General features: G+C 45.9%; 24 protein-coding genes and 1 riboswitch. Of the genes, 4 read left to right on the top strand and 20 right to left on the bottom strand.

All coding sequences use genetic code 11. From position 1 onward, the window contains the following. Positions 1 to 14: 14 nt before the first annotated feature. The 6 genes from pcrA to BMZ22_RS13880 form a co-directional block, all read right to left on the bottom strand. Positions 15 to 2228, bottom strand: a complete 2214-nt coding sequence (gene pcrA, locus BMZ22_RS13905) for a DNA helicase PcrA (protein ID WP_090086697.1) — start codon at positions 2226 to 2228, stop codon at positions 15 to 17. Between the two features lie 51 nt (positions 2229 to 2279). Continuing rightward, positions 2280 to 2972 (bottom strand): heptaprenylglyceryl phosphate synthase, encoded by a 693-nt coding sequence (gene pcrB, locus BMZ22_RS13900; RefSeq protein ID WP_090086672.1) that lies wholly within the window; start codon positions 2970 to 2972, stop codon positions 2280 to 2282. Between the two features lie 417 nt (positions 2973 to 3389). Next, positions 3390 to 3692 carry a YerC/YecD family TrpR-related protein gene (locus tag BMZ22_RS13895; RefSeq protein WP_090086670.1) on the bottom strand — a complete coding sequence of 101 codons (303 nt, stop codon included), beginning with the start codon at positions 3690 to 3692 and terminating at the stop codon, positions 3390 to 3392. Between the two features lie 42 nt (positions 3693 to 3734). Continuing rightward, entirely contained in the window at positions 3735 to 4802 is a 1068-nt protein-coding gene (locus BMZ22_RS13890; protein ID WP_090086668.1) for a DUF3048 domain-containing protein, read from the bottom strand. Between the two features lie 53 nt (positions 4803 to 4855). Next, positions 4856 to 6595 carry an adenine deaminase C-terminal domain-containing protein gene (locus tag BMZ22_RS13885; protein WP_090086696.1) on the bottom strand — a complete coding sequence of 580 codons (1740 nt, stop codon included), beginning with the start codon at positions 6593 to 6595 and terminating at the stop codon, positions 4856 to 4858. Positions 6596 to 7375: 780 nt separating this feature from the next. Further along, the gene (locus BMZ22_RS13880; protein ID WP_090086665.1) at positions 7376 to 8371 is read right to left on the bottom strand and encodes an ABC transporter substrate-binding protein; all 996 of its coding nucleotides are present in this window, start codon (positions 8369 to 8371) and stop codon (positions 7376 to 7378) included. A gap of 164 nt (positions 8372 to 8535) precedes the next feature. Between BMZ22_RS13880 and BMZ22_RS13875 the strand changes: the two genes are divergently transcribed. Next, the gene (locus tag BMZ22_RS13875) at positions 8536 to 9582 is read left to right on the top strand and encodes an NAD(P)/FAD-dependent oxidoreductase (RefSeq protein ID WP_090086663.1); all 1047 of its coding nucleotides are present in this window, start codon (positions 8536 to 8538) and stop codon (positions 9580 to 9582) included. 52 nt (positions 9583 to 9634) lie between these two features. On the opposite strand, the gene purD is transcribed toward BMZ22_RS13875, so the two are convergent. Then, positions 9635 to 10879, bottom strand: coding sequence for a phosphoribosylamine--glycine ligase (gene purD, locus BMZ22_RS13870; protein WP_090086661.1), 1245 nt, complete (start codon positions 10877 to 10879; stop codon positions 9635 to 9637). A gap of 18 nt (positions 10880 to 10897) precedes the next feature. After that, a complete protein-coding gene (gene purH / locus BMZ22_RS13865) occupies positions 10898 to 12421 on the bottom strand; it encodes a bifunctional phosphoribosylaminoimidazolecarboxamide formyltransferase/IMP cyclohydrolase (RefSeq protein WP_090086659.1) in 1524 nt (507 codons plus the stop codon). Between purH and BMZ22_RS17155 the strand changes: the two genes are divergently transcribed. Further along, positions 12420 to 12722 (top strand): hypothetical protein, encoded by a 303-nt coding sequence (locus tag BMZ22_RS17155; RefSeq protein WP_218144063.1) that lies wholly within the window; start codon positions 12420 to 12422, stop codon positions 12720 to 12722. The two genes, purH and BMZ22_RS17155, sit on opposite strands and share 2 nt — an antisense overlap. 107 nt (positions 12723 to 12829) lie before the next feature. Here BMZ22_RS17155 and purN read toward each other — a convergent pair whose 3' ends face one another. From purN to BMZ22_RS13805, 12 genes are all read right to left on the bottom strand, one after another. Continuing rightward, on the bottom strand, positions 12830 to 13399 hold the full coding sequence (purN, locus tag BMZ22_RS13860) for a phosphoribosylglycinamide formyltransferase (RefSeq protein ID WP_090086657.1): 570 nt from the start codon (positions 13397 to 13399) through the stop codon (positions 12830 to 12832). Next, a complete protein-coding gene (purM, locus tag BMZ22_RS13855; RefSeq protein ID WP_090086655.1) occupies positions 13396 to 14415 on the bottom strand; it encodes a phosphoribosylformylglycinamidine cyclo-ligase in 1020 nt (339 codons plus the stop codon). Before purM ends, purN begins: the two co-directional genes overlap by 4 nt. Positions 14416 to 14460: 45 nt before the next feature. After that, complete coding sequence (gene purF, locus BMZ22_RS13850) at positions 14461 to 15867, bottom strand: amidophosphoribosyltransferase (protein WP_090086653.1); 1407 nt, start codon at positions 15865 to 15867, stop codon at positions 14461 to 14463. Beyond that, positions 15852 to 18071: a phosphoribosylformylglycinamidine synthase subunit PurL gene (purL, locus tag BMZ22_RS13845; protein ID WP_090086651.1), complete on the bottom strand. Its 2220-nt coding sequence runs from the start codon at positions 18069 to 18071 to the stop codon at positions 15852 to 15854. The genes purF and purL overlap by 16 nt, the downstream gene beginning before the upstream one ends. Further along, positions 18055 to 18738 carry a phosphoribosylformylglycinamidine synthase subunit PurQ gene (gene purQ / locus BMZ22_RS13840; RefSeq protein ID WP_090086649.1) on the bottom strand — a complete coding sequence of 228 codons (684 nt, stop codon included), beginning with the start codon at positions 18736 to 18738 and terminating at the stop codon, positions 18055 to 18057. The genes purL and purQ overlap by 17 nt, the downstream gene beginning before the upstream one ends. Next, entirely contained in the window at positions 18735 to 18986 is a 252-nt protein-coding gene (gene purS, locus BMZ22_RS13835) for a phosphoribosylformylglycinamidine synthase subunit PurS (RefSeq protein ID WP_090086647.1), read from the bottom strand. The genes purQ and purS overlap by 4 nt, the downstream gene beginning before the upstream one ends. Next, the gene (gene purC, locus BMZ22_RS13830) at positions 18983 to 19696 is read right to left on the bottom strand and encodes a phosphoribosylaminoimidazolesuccinocarboxamide synthase (RefSeq protein ID WP_090086645.1); all 714 of its coding nucleotides are present in this window, start codon (positions 19694 to 19696) and stop codon (positions 18983 to 18985) included. The genes purS and purC overlap by 4 nt, the downstream gene beginning before the upstream one ends. Beyond that, positions 19696 to 20997, bottom strand: a complete 1302-nt coding sequence (gene purB, locus BMZ22_RS13825) for an adenylosuccinate lyase (protein ID WP_090086643.1) — start codon at positions 20995 to 20997, stop codon at positions 19696 to 19698. Before purB ends, purC begins: the two co-directional genes overlap by 1 nt. After that, positions 20994 to 22124 carry a 5-(carboxyamino)imidazole ribonucleotide synthase gene (purK, locus tag BMZ22_RS13820; protein ID WP_177183451.1) on the bottom strand — a complete coding sequence of 377 codons (1131 nt, stop codon included), beginning with the start codon at positions 22122 to 22124 and terminating at the stop codon, positions 20994 to 20996. Before purK ends, purB begins: the two co-directional genes overlap by 4 nt. Further along, positions 22111 to 22602, bottom strand: coding sequence for a 5-(carboxyamino)imidazole ribonucleotide mutase (gene purE / locus BMZ22_RS13815; protein ID WP_090086639.1), 492 nt, complete (start codon positions 22600 to 22602; stop codon positions 22111 to 22113). The genes purK and purE overlap by 14 nt, the downstream gene beginning before the upstream one ends. 211 nt (positions 22603 to 22813) lie before the next feature. Further along, positions 22814 to 22913, bottom strand: a riboswitch (purine riboswitch). A gap of 97 nt (positions 22914 to 23010) precedes the next feature. Further along, positions 23011 to 23655, bottom strand: a complete 645-nt coding sequence (locus tag BMZ22_RS13810) for a DUF2179 domain-containing protein (protein WP_090086636.1) — start codon at positions 23653 to 23655, stop codon at positions 23011 to 23013. Between the two features lie 99 nt (positions 23656 to 23754). Continuing rightward, positions 23755 to 24465, bottom strand: coding sequence for an MOSC domain-containing protein (locus BMZ22_RS13805; RefSeq protein ID WP_090086634.1), 711 nt, complete (start codon positions 24463 to 24465; stop codon positions 23755 to 23757). A 112-nt stretch (positions 24466 to 24577) separates the two neighbouring features. On the opposite strand from BMZ22_RS13805, the gene BMZ22_RS13800 reads away from it, so the two are divergent. Next, complete coding sequence (locus BMZ22_RS13800) at positions 24578 to 26134, top strand: hypothetical protein (protein WP_090086632.1); 1557 nt, start codon at positions 24578 to 24580, stop codon at positions 26132 to 26134. A gap of 75 nt (positions 26135 to 26209) precedes the next feature. Beyond that, on the top strand, positions 26210 to 26737 hold the full coding sequence (msrA, locus tag BMZ22_RS13795) for a peptide-methionine (S)-S-oxide reductase MsrA (protein ID WP_177183450.1): 528 nt from the start codon (positions 26210 to 26212) through the stop codon (positions 26735 to 26737). Positions 26738 to 26750: the final 13 nt, after the last annotated feature.

Raw genomic sequence — 26750 nt, 5'->3', positions numbered from 1 at the left:
TCAGCAAGCACCTCCTATTGTTTCGTGATAGGTGCAAATTTAGCGAGAAGCCGTTTGACACCCGTCGGAGCAGGGAAGGCGATATCGAGTTCCATTGAGTCACCCTCACCTTGCACCTTGACGACTGTTCCGACGCCCCATTTCTTATGTTCCGCTTTGTCGCCGGGACGCCACGCCTGTGATTCTGCACCTGTTGTCTGCTGCATTTTTTCCGCGCGCCGTTTTGGAGCAGACGGTTTGTCAGCTGTTTTTTCAAATGCCCCGAACATTGATGCCCTTGCTTGCTCAATCCCATCAACAAGGTCTTCAGGGATTTCATTAATAAAGCGGCTGATCGGGTTCATATTCGTCCGGCCGTATAACGTTCGCATTTTAGCATGCGTCAAGTACAGCTCCTGCTCTGCCCGTGTCACACCAACATAGGCAAGACGGCGTTCTTCTTCCATTTCTTCATTATCGAACATGGACCTGCTATGCGGGAAAACATTTTCTTCCATGCCAACCAAAAAGACGACCGGGAATTCCAGACCTTTGGCAGCATGCAATGTCATGAGCGTGATTTTCGGTTCACTGTCAGATTCTTCATCCACGCGATCAATATCTGCAATTAAAGCCAGATCGGTAAGGAAGGCAATCAACGTCTTATCTTCTGCATATTCTTCAAAATCCTGCGTAACCGTCTTGAACTCTTCAAGGTTCTCCAGACGGCTCTGTGACTCAAGCGAACGTTCATTTTTCAGCATTTCTTCATAACCTGTCCGTTCAAGTATCGCTTCGACCATATCAGTCGCTGTCAAAAACTCCTGCTGCTGTGTCAGTGTTTGAATAAGATTGCCGAATTCCGCCAGTGCCACCGCAGCCTTTTTGGTAAGCCCGACAAAGTCGACTTCCTTTACTGCCTGGTAAAATGAAATGCCATGCTCAACGGCATAACCACGCAATTTCTCGACCGATGTTTTCCCGATACCGCGTTTGGGCACATTGACAACACGTTCAAAGCTTATATCATCATCCGGATTGGTAATCAGCCTCAAATAAGCAATCAGATCCTTAATCTCTTTACGATCATAGAATTTCGTGCCCCCTACCATCTGATAGGAAACATTCGATTTCATAAACGTATCTTCAATCGCCCTCGACTGGGCATTGGTCCGGTAGAGAATTGCGATATCATCTGCTGAGAAGCCTGTCTCGCTCGTCAGCTCCTGAATTTTGTCCGTGACGAACAATGCTTCTTCTTGCTCGGTCGCTCCCTGGAAATAATGAATTTTCTTACCGTCAGTATTCTCAGTCCATAAATTTTTGGGTTTACGGCCGGAGTTATTTTCGATAACGCTGTTGGCTGCAGCAAGAATCGATTTTGTCGACCGATAGTTTTGTTCCAGATAGATCACCTTAGCAGCCGGATAATCCTCTTCAAACGACAAAATGTTGGTTATATCAGCACCCCTCCAGCGATAAATTGACTGATCAGAATCGCCGACAACACAAAGGTTCTGGTAACGGTTGGCGAGCTGTTTTACCAGGTAGTATTGCGCATGATTCGTGTCCTGATACTCGTCGACATGAATATACTGAAAACGGTTCTGGTAATAGCCAAGCACTTCCGGAACCCGTTTGAATAAATGGATCGTCTGCATAATCAAATCGTCGAAATCAAGTGCCTGGTTTTTTTGCAGTGTTTTCTGATAGCGCTCATAAATTTGCGCAACCTGACGCTGGAAAAAGTCGCCGACATTTTTACTGTATTCCTCAGGCGTGATCAGTTCATTTTTGGCACCGCTGATCTGCCCAAGCATTGCCCGCGGGTCAAATTTTTTCGGATCGATATTCAAGTCTTTCAGGATCTGCTTGATGACCGATAATTGGTCACTGCTGTCTAATATTGTAAAGTTACGACTGTAGCCAATCCGGTCAATATCTCTGCGTAATATTCGCACACACATCGCGTGAAATGTGGAGACCCAAATATGTTCACTGCCGGCGCCGACCAGCTTATTCACACGTTTCTTCATTTCCCTTGCTGCTTTATTTGTAAATGTAATTGCCAGTACATTCCGCGGTGCAATGTCCTTTTCACCGAGCAAGTAAGCAATCCGATGCGTCAGGACACGGGTCTTCCCGCTTCCCGCCCCTGCCATAATTAAAAGCGGACCATCTGTATATCTTACAGCCTCCTGTTGTTCTTTATTTAATCCATTTAATAAGTGATGTATCGTTTGACTCACTGTGACACCGCCTTTTATGTTGTTCAAAAAGCATCCTGATAACCATTCGTTTTACGTTATTTCTTTAACTGCTTTTACTGTTTTCAGTGCTTTATTAATATCCGAATAGATAAGGTTACCGACCACGATTGTATCAGCATTTTGTTTCATTTCGCGCGCTTTAAAATTATCCTCTATTCCGCCGCCGTAAACAAGCTTTGTATCTGTGAGCTGTTCGTTAACTGCTTTAACGAGCTCAGGATCGCCGTATTCGCCGCTGTATTCCATATAAAATACCGGGAAGTGATAAATATGTTCTGCCATATATGCGTAGGCGGTCACATCATCGTTATCCGGAACCACACTATTTGTCTTTTTGAACGCTTTGGCATCTTCATTCATGATACAATAGCCTTCCACAACCGTTTTATCCCAGTCGATGGAATCGCCATATTCTTTAATGGCAGCATGATGAATATCCATCATCCATTTTTTCTCTGAGCTGTTCATAACCATCGGGATAAAATAAAAGTCAAAACCGGGCGTAATCGATTCTAAATTGGATATTTCCAAAATACATGGCACCGTATGCTGGCGTATACGTGAAAGCAAATCCAGCACCCCATCGAGCGTGACATCGTCCGTTCCGCCGACAATGACCGCATCAGTCCCGGATTCACAGATTGCATCAAGATCTTCGTCTGATATTTCTTTTGCAGGATCCAATTTGAACAAATGGTCCCAATCTTCAATTGAATAGTTCACCTGAATGCCTCCATTTATTACATATTTATATTAAGCCTGCCGTTCGTGCGAAACAAATCTGAAATAATCGTTGCTTTCATTCTAAAAGTATACCAAAAAATACGCCATGAATTTAGGGTTAAGAAAAATGAATTTGCGGAAAATCATATTAGAGGTGCCTGAAGGGGTTAAAAGAGGCTAAGACATAACTTTTGATTTCAATATAATAGACGAACGATAAGCAGGGTTAGCGGAGGAAATATGCGTAGACTCCTGCGGGAGAAAAGGCCTAGGCTAGACCCTGAAGTGCCTTGGCACGAGGGGGGCTTGCCAGCCGCCCGCGGAAAGCGAAGCATATTTCCGGAGCGGCGTAGTCCGATTCCTTTCCTAGTATCGTTCGTCTTTTCATTTACTTTTAAACCTTTTTTCCTGGCCTTTTTAGTTTGCATCATCATCAAGTATGCGGTCCAGAACAATTTTATAGCCATCACTGCCGTAATTAATGCAGCGGCGGACGCGGGAAATTGTAGCAGTCGATGCGTTGGTTTCTTCTTCAATAACACTGTAAGTACGGCCTTCTGTCAGCATCCTGGCCACTTGCAAGCGCTGGGCTATTGCATGAATTTCCGACATCGTTGCAATATCATCAAAAAATTTATAGCACTCCTCGCGGTCTTTTAATGAAAGAATCGCATCAAACAGCTGGTCAAGCTGTTCGCCGCGTAGTTTATCAATCTGCATGGCGCGTCACCTGCTTTCGTTTATAGGTTTAAACACGTGCGTTTAGTTTGAAATTGTAACTGATTCTGATATCCCGGGACTTGACGGCACCACGTTAATCCAGGTGTTCCCTTGTACAAATTTTAATAGCTTGCCATCTTTAACCGGAACAATCCTGCCATCACGGTTTTCCCACTTAATCTTTCGGACTTTTCCTTTTTGAACAAGATAAGCATTGCCACCTGATTCTAAATCAATTTCCCGTCGGCCGGCACTGTCAATCACTTGATGCGGTGCTTCTACGATAAAAATATTGTCAGCAGTGACTTGTTCCCCAGTATTGCGTTCAACTGTCTTCTCACCGTCACTCGAACGCGCATATGTCTCTTCATTTTCATTATATGTGTATTCAACAGTATAACTGGTGTAGCTGACCCCGCTGGAATAATCGATCCCGACTTTTCCAGCAGCATCTCCGGAAAAATCAGCTGCTTCTTCGTCTGTTGCAAACGGCAACGGATCGTATGTTTGTTCCACTTCATAGCCTTTTTCCTTTGCTGTGTCATTTACCGCTTCAGTCTGCAAATAGGAATTGTGCGGCGCTTTTCGGAAGGATTCCCGTTTGAATAACTGCCCATTATTATCATAGACGGCACCATCCAAATGTTCAATACCGCGCTCTTTAATCATATCATTCACAAAGTTCGCTGCACCGTGATAAACATAGAGCGCATCATAGCCGTTTGCCAGTTCAAAATAGTACTCCCGGGCACTCCGCACAGGTCCGATAACATCAGGCAATTCACTCTGATACAGCGCTAACAGGCGGGTAATACGGCCTTCAGCGAGTATTTCAAAAACGACATCGGCTTTGCTCAGACCTGTTTGCGGTCGCGCCTGGCGATGATTATTGACCATAACACTGACAATTCGATGATTCACCGGGGCCTCAGTTTCTGCGCCTGTCAGCGGAAATATTTCTTTCTCCACTGGTGACTCAGGTGTTTCGTTTTTCTCTTTTACTGTATTATCTTTTGATTCATTGTCCTGTGCCTCTTGCTTCTCCTCTTCAGAGCACGCAGCTGTGAGCACCAGCATGCACAACACCATGAAAACAATCAACTTTCTCAAGATCCCACCCCCTGGCGCTTACGCCAATTCTTACATCCGGAATCTATTATACGTTATCGCATCGTTGCTGGGAAGAGCACTTCCCGTTTCTTAACATCGATTATACCTTGCTGTGTAATCCGGATGTAAGGCAAGTGTGTGGCAGAAAGGAACAGAATCGTGTATAGCGCATCGCCAAATGAATAGCCAAATTCCTTCAGAAGATTTTTAAAATAACTTTCTTTCTCCATTAGCTCCTCCATTGTTCCATCGAACATACTGCCCGCCATCTTCAGCGGAAGTTCAAATAAAATTTCACCTTCATGCACGACTACAATACCACCGCCCAGTGCCTTAAGCCGTTTCCAGGCATGCAGCATATCGTGTTTGCTTTTTCCGATAAAAACAAGGTCGCCTGTCGTGGAAAATGAGCTCACCACTGCACCAAGCTTTTGTGTAAAACCTTTAATCGCCGTGTTAACGCGCCACTTCCCTTTTCGATCAATTAACATTAGAAAAGCATCGTCCCGGTTATCCGGAAGCACATCGAGTGTGACATCCGTTTTAATCGCATAAGGCTGAATAATCACATCATTTACCAGATTTAAACCGATTGGAACCGAAAATTGCATATCTTCCAACGTTAACTCCCAATCAAACGCTATCGGTTCGATCCCATAATTTTCCCAGGCAATCTTCTTAGGTGCTGCCTGTTCCTTATAATTTTTCAGCATCCACTCGCCTTTTGCCAAAACACTCACCGGCCGCGGATTATCTTTTGTCTCCAAAATATTGATGTGGGCAACGCGTCCGGGCGCAATGCAGCCGAGCTCATCAAGCAGGCCATAATGAGCAGCCGCATTATGTGAAGCCATCCGGTATGCATCAGCCAGCGGGACACCTTTCTTGATTGCTATTTCAATACAAATGTTCATGATGCCATCTTTATAGAAAGAAGGCGTCGCGCCGTCTGTTGTAAATGTAACATGATCGAAAGTCTGCAAGCCTTCTGCCAGCATTTCTTCAAGCAAAACAGGCAAATCAGGTCGTATGGATGAATAACGAAGCCCTGTCTGATAACCTAGTTCGAGCCGTTTAATTGCCTCTTTTCCTGTCATGGCTTCGTGATCGGCGGATACGCCCAATAACTTAAGCCTGGTCAGTGTTTTTTCAGAGGCACCCGGCAGATGCCCTTCAACTGGTTTGCCGAGCCGTTTGGCCTCCTGTATCCAGTAGAGCAGACGGTCGTCTCCCTTAAGTAAACTTGGCCACGCAGTCAATTCACCGCCCTGAATGACCGACGGATGGTTAAGCCACGCCAACACGTGATCCGTGCTGAAAAAATCACTTTCATCTTTAAGGACTGTTTGTGCATCAAACCGTGCCCACCAATACATGGACACAGGGTGACGGTCAAATTCTTCCAAAAGCGAAAACGCTTTCTCATTTTCCAATAAAAAATTCCAAACCAAATTATCATTAATTAATGTGGTCGTACCGAATTCTGCGCCGTGCACAGCAAGCAATTCGGGGTTATATAACTGGAATGGGTGCGCGTGGGGTTCGATATAGCCGGGGACCAAATAAAGACCTTCACAATCAACAATTTCGGCAGATGAACTGTTTTCCGGCAGTTCGTCGCCTACATATACAATCCGATCTTTAAAGATCCAAACGTTCGCCCGACGCCATTGTTTCGTAAATGTATTTAAATAAGTGCCGTTTTTTAAGATAATTGTTGGTTCTTCCAATTCATCTGCAACGGCAACCTGTTCTCTTAACTCACGGTTTCTCCCAAGCATACGATCTTTCATAACTTCAACGCCCCAATATGTTGTTTTTTTCCATCTTAACATATAATGCGCTTTCATACGGTAATGTTTTAAAGACTTTCGTTGAACTTTTTGTGACAAGTTTCGCAAGGCAGCAGCTCTATAAGCCGCTGCCACCAGTAATCCGTATTCATATAGTGCGCAATAAAAAAATTTATGGCTCATTAATTCGCAGTTGATGTGAAGTGCTACTTAGTGAAAATTTCATAAGCCTCTCTTACGACACAGCTGGAATACCCGGGTGTTCGCCGTGCTGCAGGTGATTTCGGAGAAGCAGCATTCCTCGCAGATCGTAGCATGTTCAGAGAAGTGTTGCTTTGTGCTCGTCGTTTTACGCGACCCCGTGCTGAAGCATCCGCTCTACGGAACATATTTTTGTTCTCCAGTGCATATTTCCGCTCTACGGAACATATATCTGTTCTCCGGCACATATTTCCGCTCTACGGAACATATGTCTGTTCTCCGGTGCATATTTCAGCTCTCCGGAACATATGTCTGCTCTCCGGAACATATTCCCGCTCTCTGGCGCATATTTCAGCTCTACGGAACATAATCCCGCTCTACGGCGCATATTTCAGCTCTTCGGCATATATGTCTGCTTCCCGGCCCCCCCCCCCCGATTTCTGCTTTTTTTCAGGAAGCGGTCTGTCCTTCCGAGATATCACAGCAAAGTACGTCGCAGTTCATGGATATTATGTCAGAGTTAAGCTTATTTGGAATGCTGTTTCAATGGGGATGAGAACAGCGCTCCCGGGAACTGGGTTACTCATTAAGCATGGTGTCCACCAATTGTTTAGTGAATGCTTTTGCGGATGAAACACCGCCGATGACTGGTGTGTCCCCCGGCAGATAATGCGTGTTGCCATTTTTAACAAAGCTCAAATTTTCCCAAGCTGCATTTCCTGCCAGCTGATTTTCGAATATATTATCATTTTCCTGCACAATCGCGATAAATTGAAGGTTCTCCCCTTCAAAACTTTGCAGTGTTTCAACGCCTACTTCAGTAAATCCATATGGTTCAACTTCATCAGTTTGATACGCATTTTCAAGTCCCAACTCTTCCATGATCGCTGCGGGGTATGATGTATCAGTATAAAGCCGCATCACAGGAGAATTCTGAGACGAAAATGCCATTGTTGCCAAGTATTTCGTGCCATCCAGTCCTGCATCGGCCAGCCGCTGTTTTTGTTCAGCATAAAACTCTTCTAATTCGTTGATAGACTGCTCAGCTTCTTCTTCCTTGTCAGTGACCTTGGCAATCGTTTTATATTCATTCATTAATTCTTCATATAAATCAGCGGAGCCTTCTTGACTATAAGGGGAAAACATCACGACAGGTGCAATATCATTTAACCGGTCAATAATTTGCTCATGCCTGAATTCAGCAGCGATAATCAAATCCGGCTCGATCCGCGAAATAGCCTCGAGGTTCGGTTCTTGACGTGTCCCCACATCTTCAACGCTATCCCCGAGTTCTTCTTCAATATTCATCCAACTATTAAACCCTTCGATGTTCGGCACACCAGCAGGCTGAATTCCAAGCGAAAGCAATTGCTCAGCGTTATACCATTCAAGGGCAACGATTTTTTCCGGTGTGCCTTCAATCGTTTTCTCTCCTGCTGCATCCTCAATCGTGACGGTCCGGCCGGCTGCTTCTTCACCATCATTATCCACGGATTCATTCCCGCTCTCGTCATTTCCACAAGCCGCCAACACCCCAATTATTAGAATACTGCACATTAGTAACCATTTACGCATCGGATATCCCCTCCTATTTTTAATCTTATTGAGAATGATTTTCATTATCGTTTTTATTAAACACTACTGATAATTAATTGTCAAACCTTTGCATACCAGGAGAAATCGTGTATAATCAAATGAGAATGATAATCAGTTACTAGATTACTGAGGAGTGAGCAGACTTGACCAGAGACGATCTGTTTGATGTGACAATCATAGGCGGCGGGCCTGCCGGGCTGTTTTCGGCCTTTTACAGCGGACTTAGAGAAATGAAAACAAAAATTATTGAATATCAGCCACAGTTAGGCGGCAAAGTTCATGTTTATCCTGAAAAAATGATTTGGGACATTGGCGGAATGCCTCCTGTTTCCGGAGCTGACTATATTAAACAAGCGGTTGAGCAAGGGTTGACTTTCAATCCTGAAGTTGTGCTTAATGAGAAAGTAACATCTATCAACCGCAATGATGACGGGATTTACGAGTTGCAAGCTGATTCGGGGATTCACTATTCAAAAACGGTCATTGTAGCAGTTGGCAGCGGGATTTTAAACCCTAAAAAGCTGCCGATCCCCGGATCTGAAAAATTTGAAAACACTAACTTACATTATTCGGTTGAATCATTGCAGCACTTTAAAGGCAAAACGGTCATGATTTCCGGCGGCGGAAGTTCTGCAACGGATTGGGCGAATGAGCTTGAATCAATCGCTGATCGCGTCTTTATTTCCTGCAGAAAAAATAACTTTGACTGTCATGAATCGCTCGCTACCCGCCTGAAGAACAGTTCAGTCGTCTGTTTCTTCCACAGTACCATAACCGATCTGGTACCTGATGAAGACGGTAATACAATTAACAAAGTGGAACTGAGCAACCATGAAACCGGTGCTGTGAATTATCTGCCGGTTGATGACGTTATTGTCAATCATGGTTATGAACGTGATACTACATTGCTTGAAAATAGTGAACTCGACATAGAGATTGCTGATAATTACTTTGTTTCGGGAAATGCCAACTCCGAATCATCAATGGACGGGCTATACGCAGCAGGCGATATTCTGATGCACAACGGCAAATTAAACCTGATTGCAGGTGCCTTCCAGGATGCTGCCAATGCGGTTAATAAAGCCAAACAGTATGTTCAGCCTGATGCGGAAAAAGCAGCAATGGTCTCGTCTCATAACGATGTTTTCAAAAAACGAAATGAAAAACTGAAAAAACAAATGTTTGAATAAAACGCTTTGAAAAAGGCCGGGGTCAAAACCCCAGCCTTTTTTATCCACCATTTCATCGGCCGATATCTTTCCGATAGAAAAACGCCTCCGTATCGATATATTCACCGAGCCATTTATAGGTTGCTTCCGAGGCTTCCGCTACATCCTTTCCTTTGGCGCCCGCAAGCAAAACCCTGCCGCCGTCCGAAACGACACCATTATCAGCCAGCTTCGTTCCGGCATGAGTCACAAATGTTCTTCCGTTCAGATTTATTTCAGGTAAAGCCACACCCTTTTCATAGTTGTCGGGATATCCTTTTGAGGCCAGTACAACGCCAGCACAACTTTTTTCTTCCCATTGCAACCCAGGATCTTTGCCTGCAAGAATGTCAAGAAACACTTGAAGCAAGTCATTTTTTAAAAGCGGCAGCACTACCTGCGTTTCAGGGTCCCCGAGCCGAGCATTGAACTCGATTACTTTCGGTCCATCTTCTGTCATAATCATGCCGGCGTACAAAACACCGGTAAACGGCCGGCCGGCTCGGAACATTCCATCAGCTGCTTTTTGCAGCACATTATCAGCTGCAAATGCTAATGTTTCCTGTGAGATATCTTTAGCCGGCGCATAGGCTCCCATCCCACCGGTGTTCGGTCCCGTATCATTTTCATGTGCCCGTTTATGGTCGCGTGCAGGCAGCATCGGAAATACATTTGTTCCATGGACAAATGCCATCAGGGAAAACTCCTTCCCATCGAGAAATTCCTCAATAACCACCGAATTACCGGCCTCTGCAAACTTATTGTTGACGAGCATGTCGTCCACAGCACGCTTCGCCTCTTGAACTGATTGTGCTACCACCACACCTTTTCCGGCAGCAAGACCGTCAGCTTTTACCACTATCGGCATGCTTTGTTCTTCAATATATGCTTTGGCTTCAGCCGCATTTGTGAAATTGGCATACGCAGCTGATGGAATGCCGTTCGCTTCCATGAATGATTTTGCATACTGCTTGCTTCCTTCGATTAAAGCAGCGTCTTTTTCAGGCGCAAAAATAGTCAGACCTGCTTCACGGAAACGATCAGCAACTCCAGCGACAAGCGGGTTTTCCGGACCGACAATCGTTAAGTCAATTTCCTTTTTCCTGGCAAAATTGATCAAACGCTCTGTATCCAATTCGTCAATATCGACACACTCTGCAATTTCACTGATGCCACCATTCCCCGGTGCAGCAAAAATCCTGTCAGCTTGTTCACTTTCCGCCAGTTTCATGACCATGCTGTGCTCGCGACCACCGCGTCCGATGACCAATAGATTCATATGAAAACCCCTTTCAGCTTAATGTTTAAAGTGCCGTGCACCTGTATAAACCATCGCAACGCCATATTGGTTGCACATGTCAACTGATTCCTGATCCCGTTTCGAGCCACCAGGTTGAATAATGGCTTTAACGCCGGCTTTTGCCGCTTCTTCAACCGTGTCAGGCATCGGGAAAAACGCATCAGATGCCAGCGCTGCCCCATTCGCTTCCTCCCCCGCCTGTTCGAGTGCAATTCTTGCTGCCCCAACACGATTCATTTGTCCTGCACCGACACCAAGCGTTTTCATATCGTTTGCCAGTACAATCGCATTTGACTTAACTTGCTTAACTGCTTTCCAAGCAAACAATAAATCTTTCAACTCACGTTCGGTTGGTTTTCGTTCAGTCGGGTATGTGAGATCACTTTGGTCAATTTCTTTCGTATCTTCGTCCTGAATAAGGACACCGCCATTCACACTCGTTAATTGATGTGACGTCTGCCCGGGTGCATCCATCGGCAATTCAAGAAGACGGATATTTTTCTTTTTCGTTAAAATGTCAAACGCTTCATCGGTAAAGGCCGGAGCGATGACGATTTCCAAAAAAATAGTGCTCAATCGCTCAGCTGTATCTGCTTCGATCGGCCGATTACAAGCAACAATCCCGCCAAATATGGAAACAGGGTCAGCTTCATACGCTCTTGAAAATGCTGTCTTTAAATCGTCCGCCATTCCAATCCCACATGGATTCATGTGCTTCACTGCGACAGCCGCCGGTTTGTCGTATTCCGCAATAATACTAAGCGCAGCATTGGCATCCTGGATGTTGTTATAGGACATTTCTTTGCCATGCAGCTGTCGGGCAGACGCAAGGCTCATGGGTGATTCGAGCGGCGTTTTATAAAACGCTGCTTCCTGATGCGGATTTTCACCGTATCGCAACGTTTGGACCTTTTCATATGTAATCGTGTAGTTTTCAGGAAATGCTTCGTCCGTGAAATAGTCGGCAATCAATGCATCGTACTGTGCTGTATGCCGGAACACTTTAGCTGCTAATTTCTTCCGGAAGGCCATACTAAGATCATCGTTTTGAATAGCCTTCAATACCTCGTTATAATCACTTGGGTCAACAACCGGTGTCACGTCACGAAAACTTTTTGCAGCTGCTCTCAGCATGGTCGGTCCGCCGATATCAATGTTTTCGATAATTTCTTCTTCGGTAACATTCGATTGATCAAGCGTTTGTTTAAATGGATAAAGGTTGACAACAACCATATCAATCGGGGCAATGCCTTTATCACTCAGCTGCTGTTTATGTGTTTCATTCTCCCGTTTGGCCAGGAGACCGGCATGAATGACCGGATGAAGTGTTTTGACACGGCCTTCCAGCATCTCAGGAAAGCCTGTTATTTCCTCTACCGCTGAAGCCTCAATGCCAGCTTCTTGAATGGTCCGCAATGTGCCCCCGGTTGAAATAATGGCATAGCCCGCTTCTGCCAATCCTTTGGCAAATTCAGCTATACCCGATTTGTCGGAAACACTTATTAATGCCTGCTTTTTCATGGAAAAACTCCTTAGTTTAGGTTGTTTGGTTTATATTGCTCAGAACGATAAACAGATAGTGCGTTCTAGTTACGTTCTCGCTCACTTTAGTTCGTTTGTCGCTCGTTTTGGCGCCGCGCTCGCTCATCTCGTTCCGCTTGTCGCTCGTTCTCGCGCCGTGCTCGATCGTTTCGTTCCACTTGTCGCTCGTTCTGGCGCCGTACTCAATCGTTTCGCTCCGTTTGTCGCTCGTTCTGGCGCTGCGCTCGATCGTTTCGTTCCGCTTGTCGCTCGTTTAAGTGCTACTCCTGCTCGAGTTTAAGCTGAGTCCGCTCAAGTTAGAGCATTTCCCGCTCAAGCTACCACCGTCCCCGCTCAAGTTCGGGCGTTTTTCGCTTAAGTTTGCGCCGCTCCCGCTCAACTCCGTTTTCAACCATCCCTCTCAACCAGCCGCTGAATCACTTGCGGATAAAGATTATGCTCAGCTCGCTGAATGCGCTTTGTCAGTTGTCCCTTCGTATCATCCGCATATATCGGAACTTCCTGTTGTTCGATAATTGGTCCGGTATCAATGCCATCGTCAACATAATGTACGGTCACGCCTGTCGTATCTTCCCCGGCTTCATATGCCTGTCCGATAGCGTCCAACCCGGGATATGCGGGCAGAAGCGAGGGATGTATGTTCACAATTCTGGCCGGGAATTCATCCAGTAAGACAGGGCCAACAATTCGCATATAACCCGCTAAAAAAATCCAGCTGACATCCCGCTCCCGCAACTTTTCCAGCAGAACGCGCTCATAATCGGCTTTAGACTCAAAATCTTTCGGGTTAAAAATAAACGTTGGAACACCATGGTTTTTAGCTTTATCGACAACAGCAGCATCCGATTTATCACAAACGAGCAAGACAACATCACATAGCAGATTTTCTGTCTCCATGATAGCCTGAAAATTACTGCCGGTACCGGAAGCAAAAATGGCTGCCTGTGCTGTAGTCATGATGTTATATGCACTCCTTCTTCTGAAACGACTTTTCCAATAACCGAGGCTTTTTCACCTTGATCGTTGAGAATCTTCAGCGCATTCTCCGTTTCACTTTCTGACACAACAAGCGCCATTCCGATCCCCATGTTAAAAATGCCATACATTGCGTCATCTGCTATTTCGCCAAGCTGCTGCAAGAAGGAAAATATGGGTGGTTGCTCCCAAGTGGTTGAATCAAGTGCCACGCCCAGCCCATCAGGCATCATACGAGGAAGATTTTCATAAAATCCGCCGCCGGTTATATGCGAAATCCCTTTAATAGGCACAGATTTCATAACTTCGCCAACGGACTTTGCATAGATTTTTGTTGGGGTTAACAAAACATCACCAAGCTGCCCGTCAAGACCCTCGTATGTTTTCGCAAAATCCAAATCGTGCACCAGCTTGCGCACCAATGAATACCCATTGGAATGAATGCCGGTTGAAGCCAGACCAATCACTGTATCGCCGGCTGAAATTGTCTTCCCGGTTATAAGTTTGGACTTCTCAGCGATTCCAACCGTAAAACCGGCCAGGTCATAATCATTTTCATGATACATGCCGGGCATCTCGGCTGTTTCACCGCCGATCAAGGCTGATCCCGACTGCTTACATCCGTCAGCAATACCGGCGACAATTTGTTCAATTTTTGCCGGGTTATTTTTGCCACATGCGATATAATCGAGAAAAAACAGTGGTTGTGCACCCTGGGCGACGATGTCGTTAACACACATGGCCACAAGATCAACGCCGACTGTATCGTGCTTTTCCAGATCGATTGCCAGCTTCAGCTTTGTGCCGACACCATCAGTACCGGAGACTAGAACAGGCTCCTGATAGTTTAATGATGTTAATTCAAACAGACCGCCAAACCCACCGATATCACCGAGCACTTCCTGACGCGCGGTTGCGGCTATATGTTTTTTTATGCGTTCAACCGCATCATAACCTTTTTCAACATCGACCCCGGCCGATTTATATATATTTTCCATTGATTGCCTCACCTCTTTTTCTCGAAATTAATGGTTGTCTCTTTATCAGTTTCGATAAGCCGCTTCCCGCTCGCCATTCGCATTCACTGGATAGCTCCCCGTCATGCAGGCCATGCAGATTCCCTGATGAATGGTCTTATCTTTGACGATAGCTTTTTCCAGGCCGGCTTCAGATAAAAACGCCACACTGTCCGCACCGATAATGTCGCTTATTTCATCAACTGAATAGTTGGCAGCGATCAATTCCTCCCGTGTTGACATGTCAATTCCGTAATGGCAAGGATGTTGAATTGACGGTGAAGCAATCCGTACATGGACTTCGGCGGCACCAGCCTGTTTCAGCATGTGTACAATGCGTTTACTCGTCGTTCCGCGGACAATTGAATCGTCGATCATGACAATTCGCTTTCCGGCAACAATTCCGCGAACCGGGGCAAGTTTCAATTTCACACCCTGCTCCCGCAGTTCCTGCGAAGGCTGGATAAACGTTCTGCCCACATAACGATTTTTGATAATCCCCATTTCATACGGGAGGCCGCTTGCTTCCGCATAGCCGATAGCCGATGAAATGCTCGAATCGGGCACGCCGATGACCATGTCTGCTTCAACAGGCGATTCGTCGGCCAATTCTTTTCCCATTCGTTTGCGTGAAGCATGAACATTGACTTCATTGACATCACTGTCCGGACGTGACAAATAAACGTACTCCATCGCACACATTTTCCGCTGGCCTCGCATAGCGAAGCGCGTTGATGCTATTCCGTCATCATCGATCGTTACCAGCTCACCAGGCAAAACTTCCCGTTCAAATGTTGCCCCAATCTGATCAAAAGCACACGTTTCGGATGCCACCACATAAGCATCGCCACGCCGGCCGATCGATAATGGTCTGATGCCGCTCGGATCAAGCGCTGCATACATTTTCTCTTCCGTTAAAATAATAAACGCATACGCACCGGTAATTTTATTGAGTGCATCTGAAATCGAAGTTTCATTAATGCCCATGCCTCTGCGTTTAATCAGATGCGCGAGCACTTCTGTATCAGAAGAGGTCTGCAAAATACTCCCTTGTTCTTCAAGCTCGCCACGCAGTGTTTCAGCGTTCATGATATTGCCGTTATGTGCCAACGCCATGCCCTCAGTCTGTGATTGGAACACCAACGGCTGAACATTTTCAAAAGACCTTTCACCCTGCGTGGAATACCGGACATGCCCAACTGCTGTATCACCCGCAAGCTGACTGAAATCGGCTTCTTTAAAAACATCATTGACGAGACCTAGCCCCTTATGAACGTTCAGCTTCTGCCGGTTATTCACGACGACACCTGCGCCTTCCTGGCCGCGGTGCTGCATTGAATGCAGGCCGTAATATGTCAGTTCAGCTGCTTTATCGTGCCCCCAAATGCCAAACACACCACACTCTTCATTAATGCTTTTTAATTGAGGAAGCATGGGATGGCTCCTTTCCACAATTCATGCAATGTTTGGACATCTTCGTCGATTAACGCTTCATCATTTGCCCTGATAACAAACGTTTCATCACCGGTGACTGTGCCAATCTGCACCGCATTTTCAATTGCTGCTTCGAATTGCTCTTGCTGCTCCGGCTTAATTGAAACGAGGAAACGCGACTGGGTTTCACTGAACATGGCAGTAGTCGGATCGCCGGGAAGCGAAACGTCCACCCCAAGTCCTTTTCCATTAAAAACACTTTCAGCAAGTGCAACACCAAGGCCGCCTTCAGCCAAGTCATGTGCCGACTCGATAAACCCTTGCCTGATTGCTGTAAGCAGCTGCTTCTGGCGCTTGGCTTCCACATGTAAATCAATGGCAGGTGCTTTGCCCTTGTACATCCCTTTCATCACATTCTGCAGCTCACTTCCGCCAAATTCAGCCTTTGTTTCGCCAATCACATAAATCAGATCTCCCGGTTGCTGAAAAAAGTTCGGGGTCAGTTGCTCAAGCGATTCAATCAATCCAACCATCCCAACGACCGGTGTTGGAAAAATTGATTTTCCGTTTGATTGGTTAAAAAGTGATACGTTCCCGCTGACAACAGGTGTTTTTAATGTTCGGGCAGCTTCACTCATGCCTTCCACGCTTTGTTCCATCTGCCAGAAAATTTCCGGATTGGTCGGGTTTCCGAAGTTCAGCCCATCGGTTAAACCAAGCGGCCGTGCGCCTGAAGCAACAATGTTCCGTGCTGCTTCAGCAACAGCAATTTTCCCGCCAGTTAACGGGTCAAGATAAATATAGCGTGAATTGCAATCGGTGGTCATCGCCAATGCTTTATCGGTACCTTTAATCCGAATAACGGCCGAATCCGATCCCGGTGCTACCACTGTGTTCGTCTGCACCATTGAATCGTACTGATCATACACACTCTCTTTACTGGCAATTGTCGGCTGCTGGAGCAGTTGTTTCAGCATTTCACCATGGTCCGTCACATGTGGCACTTCATTCTCCATTTTCTGAAACGTTTTGACATATGCCGCTTCTTTTGATGGCATATGGTAAACTGGCGCTTCTTCAGCCAATGCATCAACCGGAATATCGGTAACGACCTCGCCATGCTGTATAAGCCGAAATGATTTTTCTTCGGTTACTTCGCCGACAGCCACTGCCTGCAATCCGTATTTTTCAAACACATCGATGATTTCCTTTTCCCGCCCGCGCTTCACGACGAGCAGCATCCGTTCCTGCGATTCAGACAGCATCAGCTCATACGCATTCATATCTTCCTCACGCTGCGGCACCAAATCCAGGTTCATGGCTATTCCTGTACCGGCTTTACTCGCCATCTCGCTCGCTGATGAAGTCAGCCCCGCCGCGCCCATATCCTGCATGCCGACAAGTGCGTCAGAGTGAATAACTTCGAGACAGGCTTCAATCAATAATTTTTCCATAAATGGATCGCCCACTTGAACAGACGGCCGGTCTTCGTCAGATTCATCACTTAGATCAACTGATGCGAACGTTGCACCATGAATTCCATCTCGACCGGTTGGGGCACCTGCGTATATGACTGTATTACCGACACCGGCTGCAATGCCTTTTTGAATGTCATCATGATTAATCAGTCCGACACACATGGCATTAACGAGCGGGTTCTCCTCATAGCTGTCATCAAATTGCACTTCACCGCCGACCGTCGGCACACCCACACAGTTTCCATAGCCCGCGATTCCATGAACAACTTCCTGGAACAAATATTTCGTGCGGCCGGTCGTCAAATTGCCGAACCTTAATGAATTCATCAAGGCGACCGGACGGGCTCCCATCGAAAACACATCACGGATAATCCCGCCTACACCTGTCGCCGCACCCTGATACGGTTCAACCGCTGAAGGATGGTTATGACTTTCCACTTTGAAAACGACCGCCTGGCCATCGCCAATATCAATGACGCCTGCACCTTCTCCCGGTCCCTGTAAAACACCGGGGCCATCCGCCGGAAATTTTTTCAGAAGCGGTTTGGAAGTTTTGTAACTGCAATGCTCCGACCACATAACCGAAAAAATCCCTGTTTCAGTAAAATTCGGACGCCGATTAAGGATGTTTTTAACTTTTTCAAATTCCTCTTCACTCAACCCCATCTCGAGATAGAGTTTCTCCTGTTCAACTTTTGCCGGGCTGATTTCATGCGTTGACTGCATAAGCGTCCCTCCAATTCTGGATCAATGACTGAAACAGTTTCACACCATCGTCACTGCCGAGCAATCGCTCCACTGCCCGCTCCGGATGCGGCATCATGCCAAGTACATTGCCTTGTCTATTAATGATGCCTGCAATGTCTGCTGCTGATCCATTCGGGTTGTTCTCATACGTAAAGACGATCTGTTTATTTGCTTTCAACGCTGACAGGGTTTCATCATCAGCGAAATAATTTCCTTCACCATGCGCGATTGGCAGCTGAATGACTTCACCCTTTTCATAATTCGACGTAAAGCAAGTTTTGTGATTGGCGACGGCCAACGGTTCGTAATGGCACATGAATGACAAATTTTTATTTGGCAGCATAGCACCTGGCAACAGGCCGGCTTCCAGCAGTATTTGAAACCCGTTGCAAACACCGAGAACAGCCTTCCCTTGTTCAGCGTGTGCTTTTATGTGCTGCATAACATTTGATGCTGATGCGATAGCTCCCGAGCGCAAATAATCACCGTAAGAGAATCCGCCGGGCAAAAGGATCGCATCATAGTTTTCCAGATTGCTATTGTCATACCAGACTAAATCAGCTTCCATCCCGAGAACATGTTTGATCGCATGATACATATCACGGTCACAGTTCGACCCGGGGAAAACGATAACTGCAAACTTCATGTGCGCGCGACCTCCTCCACTTCATAGTGATAGTCTTCCATAACCGGATTGGCCAATAGTTTGTCGCACATGTCACGAACACGTTGATCAATATTCTGGTAATCTTCCACAAACAGTTCAATCAACTTCCCGGTTTGGACCTCTTTCACATCAGAAAAACCCAATGCACTCAGAGATGTTTGAACAGCTTTTCCCTGCGGATCGAGTACACCCTGCTTCGGCATAATACGGATGGTCACTTTTTTCATGTCCTGGCCTCCAGTCGTTTCAATAGTTTTTGATAGACTTCCAGCAAATCACCGGTCCCCTGCCGGAACACATCTTTATCCAGATTTTCGTTTGTCGTTATATCCCAAAGTCTGCACGTATCAGGCGAAATTTCATCAGACAGCACGATACGTCCGTTGGCCAATCGTCCGAATTCCAGTTTAAAATCAACCAGTTTGAGATTGATTGACTCAAATAAATTGATCAGCTGCTGATTGATTGCCAGTGCGTTGTCTTTTATCTCCTCGAGTTCGGACGTGGTGACATCGCTCAGGAATAAGGCATGCGCATCATTTATCAAGGGGTCACCAAGGTCATCGTCTTTATAAAACAACTCAACGAGCGGCGGGTTGAACGATGTATCTGTTTGTAAGCCGAGTCTTCGTGTAATGCTTCCTGCAGCCACGTTACGGACGACAACTTCGAGTGGGATGATGTCAGTCCGGTGAACAAGCTGCTCTGTCTCCGAAAGCTTTTCAACAAAATGTGTAGGGACGCTCTGTTCATTCAAAACGTCGAAAATATAGGCAGAGATTTCATTGTTCAGCCGGCCTTTTCCTGAAAAAACTTCCTTTTTCTCTCCGTTAAAAGCCGTTGCGTCATTCTTGTAATCAAGCACGAGCTTTTCTTTCTCGCCCTTTGCCTCATAAACCTGTTTTGCTTTCCCTTCATATAACAAATCAGCCTTCATCATTTCGCCTCAAGTCCAATCCGGTTAAATATGGCATCCACATTTTTCAAGTGGTACGTATAATCAAAGCAATCGTCAATCTCAGCCTGGGTCAGATTTTGACTGACCTGTGCATCATTTTCCACCAGTGCTTTAAAATGCGTCCCTTCTTCCCAGGCATGCATTGCTTTCGGCTGTACCAGGTCATATGCTTCTTCACGGCTCATGCCTTTATCGACGAGTGCAAGCAGTACGCGCTGCGAAAAGATAACACCGTGCGTTTTATCAATGTTGCGCTTCATGTTTTCAGGAAATACGGTCAGTTTACTGACGATTCCGGAAAAACGATTCAGCATGTAGTTCAGTGCGATCGTTGAATCCGGTAAAATAATCCGTTCCGCCGATGAGTGTGAGATATCCCGTTCATGCCAAAGGGAAACATTTTCAAATGCGGTCACCATATGCCCTCTCAGGACACGCGCAAGGCCGGTCATGTTTTCCGAGCCGATTGGGTTCCGCTTATGCGGCATTGCCGATGAGCCTTTTTGACCTTTTGCAAAAAACTCTTCCACTTCCCGTGTCTCCGTTTTCTGAAGACCGCGGATTTCAGTCGCGAATTTTTCGATTGATGTTGCAATCAATGAGAGGGCAGAAATATAGTCGGCATGACGATCACGCTGCAATGTTTGCGTGGATACCGGCGCAGGCGTCAGCCCAAGCTGTTCACACACGTATGATTCAATAAACGGATCGATGTTCGCGTAGGTGCCCACCGCACCTGACATTTTGCCGAATTCGATATTTTTAGCCGCAAGCTCAAAGCGTTCAAGGTTACGTTTCATTTCTTCATACCACAGTGCCATTTTTAATCCGAACGTTGTCGGCTCGGCATGAACCCCATGTGTCCGCCCCATCATGACGGTATGTTTATGTTCAATGGCTTTATTTTTCAAAACGTCGATAAATTGGTGCAGGTCTTTACGAATAATATCGTTTGCCTGCTTCAGTAAATACGATTGAGCTGTATCGACAACGTCTGTGGAAGTGAGTCCGTAATGCACCCATTTCCGCTCGTCTCCCAGTGTTTCGGAAACCGCCCTTGTAAAGGCCACCACATCATGCCGTGTTTCCTGTTCAATTTCCTGGATTCGTTCTACCTTGAAAGAAGCGTTCCGGCGAATTTTTTCCACATCATCTGCCGGGATAATGCCAAGCTCGCGCCATGCTTCACACGCTAAAATTTCCACCTCAAGCCATGCATTGTATTTGTTGTCCTCGCTCCAAATCGAACCCATTTCTTCGCGGGTATAACGTTCAATCATTGCTTTGCCTCCTCGTATGCTGTCAGTTGTCGATTTGCTTCCTCCACTGTATTTGCAATAAAGGTAATATGCCCCATCTTCCGTTTAGCCTTTATCGTTTCTTTTCCATACAAATGCAGGAATCCGTGCTGCATTTTCGGAAGCTCAGTTAAAGCTGTTTCCATATCGTCACCAAGAATGTTGACCATAACAGCGGACCTGAGCAGTTCAATCGGCATCAACGGCAGGCCGCAAATAGCTCGGATATGCTGTTCAAATTGCGATATTGTGCACGCTTCAATTGTATAATGCCCCGAGTTATGCGGTCTTGGTGCCATCTCATTCAAGTAAATGTCATCACCTTTGACGAACATTTCGATTGCAAACGTGCCCGTAATATTCATTTTTTCCGCCAGACTGCCTGCAGCATCGAGCGCTTTTTGCTGTACCACGGCGCTGATGGAAGCCGGGACTGTTGTTTTGTATAAAATATGATCTTTATGGTCGTTTTCCGCAATCGGAAAAAAAGCAGTCTCACCACTTTGCCCGCGCGTAAACACAACTGATATTTCTTGATCAAACGGGACCCATTGTTCGATAATGCTTACGGCGTTCCGCTCAGCAAATTCACATGCTGCTTTAATATCATCGCTTGTGTTTATTTTGAGCTGACCTTTGCCGTCATATCCTCCGCTGATGGTTTTAATAACAGCCGGAAGCTGCATGTTTTCCAATGCACGCGCGCAAATCTCACTGCTATCGACAATCTTATTGGCGGGCACCGGCAGCCCTGCTTCGTTCATGACCGCTTTTTCTTTTTCACGATTCTGGGTGATTTCCAGTGCATAGGCGCCCTGTGGAAGTTTATCGTGCCGTTCGATAAAAGCCGCCGCGTCAAGATCAACATTTTCAAATTCATATGTAACGACATCGCTCACGTCAGTAAGCTTTTGGATACCATCCATATCATCATAATCGGCAGTAATTTGCTGGTCGGCAACTTGGGCGGTCGGGCAGTTTGGGGTCGGGTCAAGGACCGCCACTTTGTAGCCCATATATTTAGCGGCAATTGCCATCATACGTCCCAGTTGACCGCCGCCGATGATGCCGATCGTTTGCATGGGAAGTACCACTTTATTGTTCTGCAAGTTCATCCCTCATTTCATTAACCGATTGTTTCATCTTTCCCTGGTAGTCACCTAGTTTTTCAGCAACTTGATCGTCGAATGCACCGATTATCCGGGCAGCCAGAAGACCGGCATTTTTAGCACCCGACGTGCCAATTGCTACGGTTGCAGTCGGAACTCCCGCAGGCATTTGCACGATTGAAAGCAGTGAGTCAAGACCATTCAGCGCTTTTGACTGAACCGGCACACCAATGACGGGGAGTGAAGTCTGTGCTGCAACCATCCCGGGTAAATGCGCAGCCCCGCCAGCTCCGGCTATAATGACATTCAGCCCATTATCCCTTGCTTGCTTTGCATAGGTAAACATATCGTCAGGTGTCCGATGCGCGGAAATCACCTTTTTTTCATAAGGGATTTCCAACACTTCCAATATGCTGCATGCGTGTTTCATCGTCTCCCAGTCCGAGATGCTCCCCATAATCACACCAACACGCGCCATTCTATCCCTCTTTTCATGATTTATATAGCTTTTCATAAATAATGGCTGTATTATAAATTAACGATGAGGTCCTAAATAAAATAAGTCTATCCGTCTCTCCCAAGCGTATGAGAGAAGATGAATAGACTTAGCGCAACTAAATAAACGCATGTCTGTTGAACTCCTGCCTCCGGTTCAGCCGGAAGGGCAGGTATAACAGACGTGCTGCAAGTTAATTTCCATCCTCCCTCATAGTCCGGCATTTACGGTGCCGGGTAGAAACTTTCAGGCCATATTCCCGAAAATATATGAGGCAGTATAAATTTTTATAGTCACAGCATAGCAGTAACCGGCTGTGATGTCAATTTAAAATCGAACGTTTGCCGTAAAAACATATCCATTGTTCGGTTTTTATATATTTTTATTATGTCATTTTTTAAAATGATGCTGACTTCGGTTATTTCCCGGCTTTGCGATTGACCGCTGCGCTGTTGGTACAGAACCACCGCCGCTGCCGTCTTTCTTTTGGTTATTATTGAATAATCGTCCCCGTCGCACTTGCTTTACCCAAAAGCCGCCATTTATCTGTTTCGGTTCGTACGAAATAATAAATGCTTTCGGATCAATCGTTTTAATCGTCTCATAAAGCTTCAGTTCGTATTTTCTTGGCGTCAGAATTTGCATTGCCAGCCGATCGCCTTCCATTCCATACGCAAACCAGCTTGTCACGCCGTATCCTTTCTCCCTGATTTGCCGGGTAAAATCAATATAAGGATCCGATGAAATCACATTGACAGTAATATAGCCCAACGCCAGTTTTTCTTCTATCTTGGTGCCTACAACAACGCCAATGCCAAAACCGATGGCATAGGCAAGGATATTCTGGATCTCGTTCAGGTTATCAAGCACAAGACCAAGCCCAAGAACATAAATAACAATTTCGAACATGCTGACAAAAGCAGCCATATAGCGCCGCCCTTTCAGCGTCAAAATCATCCGCATGGTCGAAAGGGACACATAAGCGATATTGATGATTAATATAATAGCTACCATAACAAAGGCATTACTGAGCACTTTTTTACCTCCCGCCGGTTACAGCCCGTAACCATTTCATGATTCCATTCGTTCAGCATATAACTTTTAATGCGGGACAACGATCCCGTCCCCTCGTCCCTAATCCTTATTGGGGCCGTAGACGCGTTTGGCGTCGGATGATTGTTTGCCTTGCAATCTTTTTTCCAGCGATTTTTTCCAATTGGGGGCAAGCAATTCACACGATGCCAACTGCTCTGCCAGTTTGAGGTCTCTCTTTTTCACATACATGACGTCATTGCAGGCAGCAATGGTCCATTCCGGATACGGACGTTCGATCAGTTCCATTTCTTTGCCGCTCTCTGCATAGCCTTCCTGCAAAACACGAAAATACCAGCCTGTCCGCCCGCTGTTTTGGATTCTTAATGCCAGATCTATCACACGAAAGCGTCTTGCCGGTTTCCAGCACGGCCGTCTTGGCTGGGAGACCTGAACAATGCTGTCACCGAGCCGATACGTATCACCAATACAAACCGTTGATTCATCAGCGTTTTCAAGGGATAAGTTCTCCCCCATCGCGCCGATGCCCATTTCCATTATGTTCACATCATCCCGCCAATAACGGTAATGTTTTGATGGATAGGCAAAAACGGCTTTTTCCGGACCGCCATGTGCTTTTTTGTCCGCTATTTCGTCAGTTGAGAACCCTTCAGTTCCAATCCACTGCGGTCCAACCGTGATATTCTTGAAAATACCGCTTTCCCATTCCCGCTCCATCGGCGATTTCGCGCCAGGCGTCCCCATACGTTTAACTTTCCCCGTCAAAATCTTATTAACAAACGGCGTTGCCATTAGCCTCCCACTCCCTTCTTCTATATTATATTGTACCTTTAATCGAGCATAAACAAAAACCTCCCCTCTTCCTATTTATGGTAAAATTATTATATGTACAGGGGGGTTGAAAATGAAAAAGCATTTATTTTGGGTTTTGCCTTCTATTGTGATTCTGTTAGGTGTTTTGCTTATGCTGAATGAAGGCATTGCCGACGTGACTGAACGGCCTGAAAAGGATTGGAGCAGGGGGTTGAAAATTGGGGAAACCCCTGTGGATAAAAGACTTCCTGTCAAGGAAACATCAGAAGGTCAATATGTTTTGCAAACATATGAACCAGACCTGCTCAAGGTAAAAACGTTTAACCGGAAATTCGAACTGCTTGATGAAACATCATACGATATTCCGCTCGATAAATGGACTCAAGTCTTTCTCAATGGCGACGAACTGATTTATCATGATTACAGCGATATCCGTGATCGTGAAGGCAATGTGATTGTGCCTGATGCCGATCGTTTTTATCCACTCGACAATACGGCACTTTACATCAAGAAAAACACATTATATGAACTTGACCCGTCAAGCAACAATTCTTCCAAGATCATGCAATTGGAAGATAACCTGGATGACATCATCCCGTTCCAGGGAGAAGACCACGTATATTTTATGACAGAGATTTCGCTTAACAACGACGTGGCGTTAAGTATTTATGAACTGGCCGATCATAACGCCGAAATGATTCACCAGGAATCGTTTCAAATTGACCCAATGCAAACCGTTGAAGATATGGACTTTGCCATTCATGACGGAAAAATCGCTTATATTATGGAAACGGTGCAAAAACAGTCGCAGGGTTCACCGCAATCCTATACTTATATGAGTGAGACCTCCGTAGGGAGCAACCGAGCGCCAGCGCTCGAGCCACTATCTTTCCCTGATCCTGCCGGCGGAGGCGCCCTAAGCGAAGCGAACACGATAACGATTTCTTATCAGAATGGTAAACCGCATCTTTTGTTCAGTGCGGGCGGCTATACCGAAACGAAATACCAGAATAACCGGGCCTTCAATGTCTATTCCGCGACCATTACAAATAGCGGCGAGGTCAAAACCTTTCGTAAAAGCAACACCCCAAAAGCGGGAACGTACCCACAATGGGTAAATGACTCGACAGTTATGTGGCTTGAACAAAGCGGTGAATCGAAAAACGTTTATATTTCATCTAGCAACGCTTCAATTATCGAAAAGGCTGCCGGTCTTGATCAGGATGACTGGCTGCGGGCATTGGGCAAAACGTTCGGCATGCTTGCCAAAGTGCTGATTACGCTTCTTGTCACGACTATCTGGCTGATGTGGCCGGTGCTGTTCGTTGTCCTGATGTATGTCATTAAAGGGCGTAAACTGGATGAAGAGCGGTCATGGTTTTTTTGTGCGGGAATTGCCATTTACATGCTGGCAGTATTCCTGTTCCAGGACATGGTGTTCATTGATGACATTTTCGCACGCGCACCTGATTACTTAACGTTCACTGGAAGCTCCTATGTGTTTATCCTGGTTTCAGCAGTAATTGCCTATATTGCAGCCCAGTCGGCAAAAGTAACACGTGACTGGCATGCACCTTCCAGGATTGTTTATTTTGCAGGCACTCACGCACTAATGGTTGCAGTCTTTTTCGGCCCGTACTTTTTGTAAAATGCAGCACACTTAACCTTGTTGCCGGCACCTATGTTATAATGACGAAACGGTTATCGACAGGAGGAAAGGAACATGATAAATCAACTGAGAAAAGCAACCTTTGCAGGAGGGTGTTTCTGGTGTATGGTTAAGCCATTTGACCAATGGAGCGGCATCCATGGTGTTTTGTCAGGCTATACCGGCGGCCATATGACAAACCCTTCATATGAAGATGTAAAAAGCGGTAACAGCGGCCATTTTGAAGCTGTTGAGATCACATACGATCCGGAAGTCATGCCTTATAATGAAATTCTTGCTATTTACTGGCGTCAAATTGATCCAACCGATGATGGCGGCCAATTTCACGATCGTGGCGATTCATACCGGACCGCAATTTTTTACCATAATGAAGAACAGCGCGATCTCGCTGAACAATCGAGGCAAGCACTTGCAGAAAGCGGCAAATTTAACGACCCGATTGTGACACAAATTTTGCCGGCATCGACTTTCTATCCAGCCGAAGAATATCACCAGGACTTCTATAAAAAGCATGCCGAGCATTATAAAAAAGACCGCGCCCAATCCGGCCGGGATGCGTTTATTGAGAAAGTTTGGAAATAAGTTCACTAAACGT

The organism is Lentibacillus persicus, from assembly GCF_900112705.1.
Classification (GTDB): Bacteria; Bacillota; Bacilli; order Bacillales; family Amphibacillaceae; genus Lentibacillus; species Lentibacillus persicus.
This window is presented reverse-complemented; position numbering and strand designations above follow the sequence as displayed.

What these genes read in the sequence shown, in the direction of transcription:
- BMZ22_RS13895 (WP_090086670.1), bottom strand. Translation starts at nt 3,692, where the DNA reads ATGCAGATTGATAAACTACGCGGCGAACAGCTTGACCAGCTGTTTGAT.
- BMZ22_RS13885 (WP_090086696.1), bottom strand. Translation starts at nt 6,595, where the DNA reads ATGAAAGATCGTATGCTTGGGAGAAACCGTGAGTTAAGAGAACAGGTT.
- BMZ22_RS13880 (WP_090086665.1), bottom strand. Translation starts at nt 8,371, where the DNA reads ATGCGTAAATGGTTACTAATGTGCAGTATTCTAATAATTGGGGTGTTG.
- purD (WP_090086661.1), bottom strand. Translation starts at nt 10,879, where the DNA reads ATGAATCTATTGGTCATCGGACGCGGTGGTCGCGAGCACAGCATGGTC.
- BMZ22_RS17155 (WP_218144063.1), top strand. Translation starts at nt 12,420, where the DNA reads ATGGAAAAACTCCTTAGTTTAGGTTGTTTGGTTTATATTGCTCAGAAC.
- purH (WP_090086659.1), bottom strand. Translation starts at nt 12,421, where the DNA reads ATGAAAAAGCAGGCATTAATAAGTGTTTCCGACAAATCGGGTATAGCT.
- purN (WP_090086657.1), bottom strand. Translation starts at nt 13,399, where the DNA reads ATGACTACAGCACAGGCAGCCATTTTTGCTTCCGGTACCGGCAGTAAT.
- purM (WP_090086655.1), bottom strand. Translation starts at nt 14,415, where the DNA reads ATGGAAAATATATATAAATCGGCCGGGGTCGATGTTGAAAAAGGTTAT.
- purF (WP_090086653.1), bottom strand. Translation starts at nt 15,867, where the DNA reads ATGCTTCCTCAATTAAAAAGCATTAATGAAGAGTGTGGTGTGTTTGGC.
- purL (WP_090086651.1), bottom strand. Translation starts at nt 18,071, where the DNA reads ATGCAGTCAACGCATGAAATCAGCCCGGCAAAAGTTGAACAGGAGAAA.
- purQ (WP_090086649.1), bottom strand. Translation starts at nt 18,738, where the DNA reads ATGAAGTTTGCAGTTATCGTTTTCCCCGGGTCGAACTGTGACCGTGAT.
- purS (WP_090086647.1), bottom strand. Translation starts at nt 18,986, where the DNA reads ATGAAAAAAGTGACCATCCGTATTATGCCGAAGCAGGGTGTACTCGAT.
- purC (WP_090086645.1), bottom strand. Translation starts at nt 19,696, where the DNA reads ATGAAGGCTGATTTGTTATATGAAGGGAAAGCAAAACAGGTTTATGAG.
- purB (WP_090086643.1), bottom strand. Translation starts at nt 20,997, where the DNA reads ATGATTGAACGTTATACCCGCGAAGAAATGGGTTCGATTTGGAGCGAG.
- purE (WP_090086639.1), bottom strand. Translation starts at nt 22,602, where the DNA reads ATGGCGCGTGTTGGTGTGATTATGGGGAGCATCTCGGACTGGGAGACG.
- BMZ22_RS13805 (WP_090086634.1), bottom strand. Translation starts at nt 24,465, where the DNA reads ATGGCAACGCCGTTTGTTAATAAGATTTTGACGGGGAAAGTTAAACGT.
- BMZ22_RS13800 (WP_090086632.1), top strand. Translation starts at nt 24,578, where the DNA reads ATGAAAAAGCATTTATTTTGGGTTTTGCCTTCTATTGTGATTCTGTTA.
- msrA (WP_177183450.1), top strand. Translation starts at nt 26,210, where the DNA reads ATGATAAATCAACTGAGAAAAGCAACCTTTGCAGGAGGGTGTTTCTGG.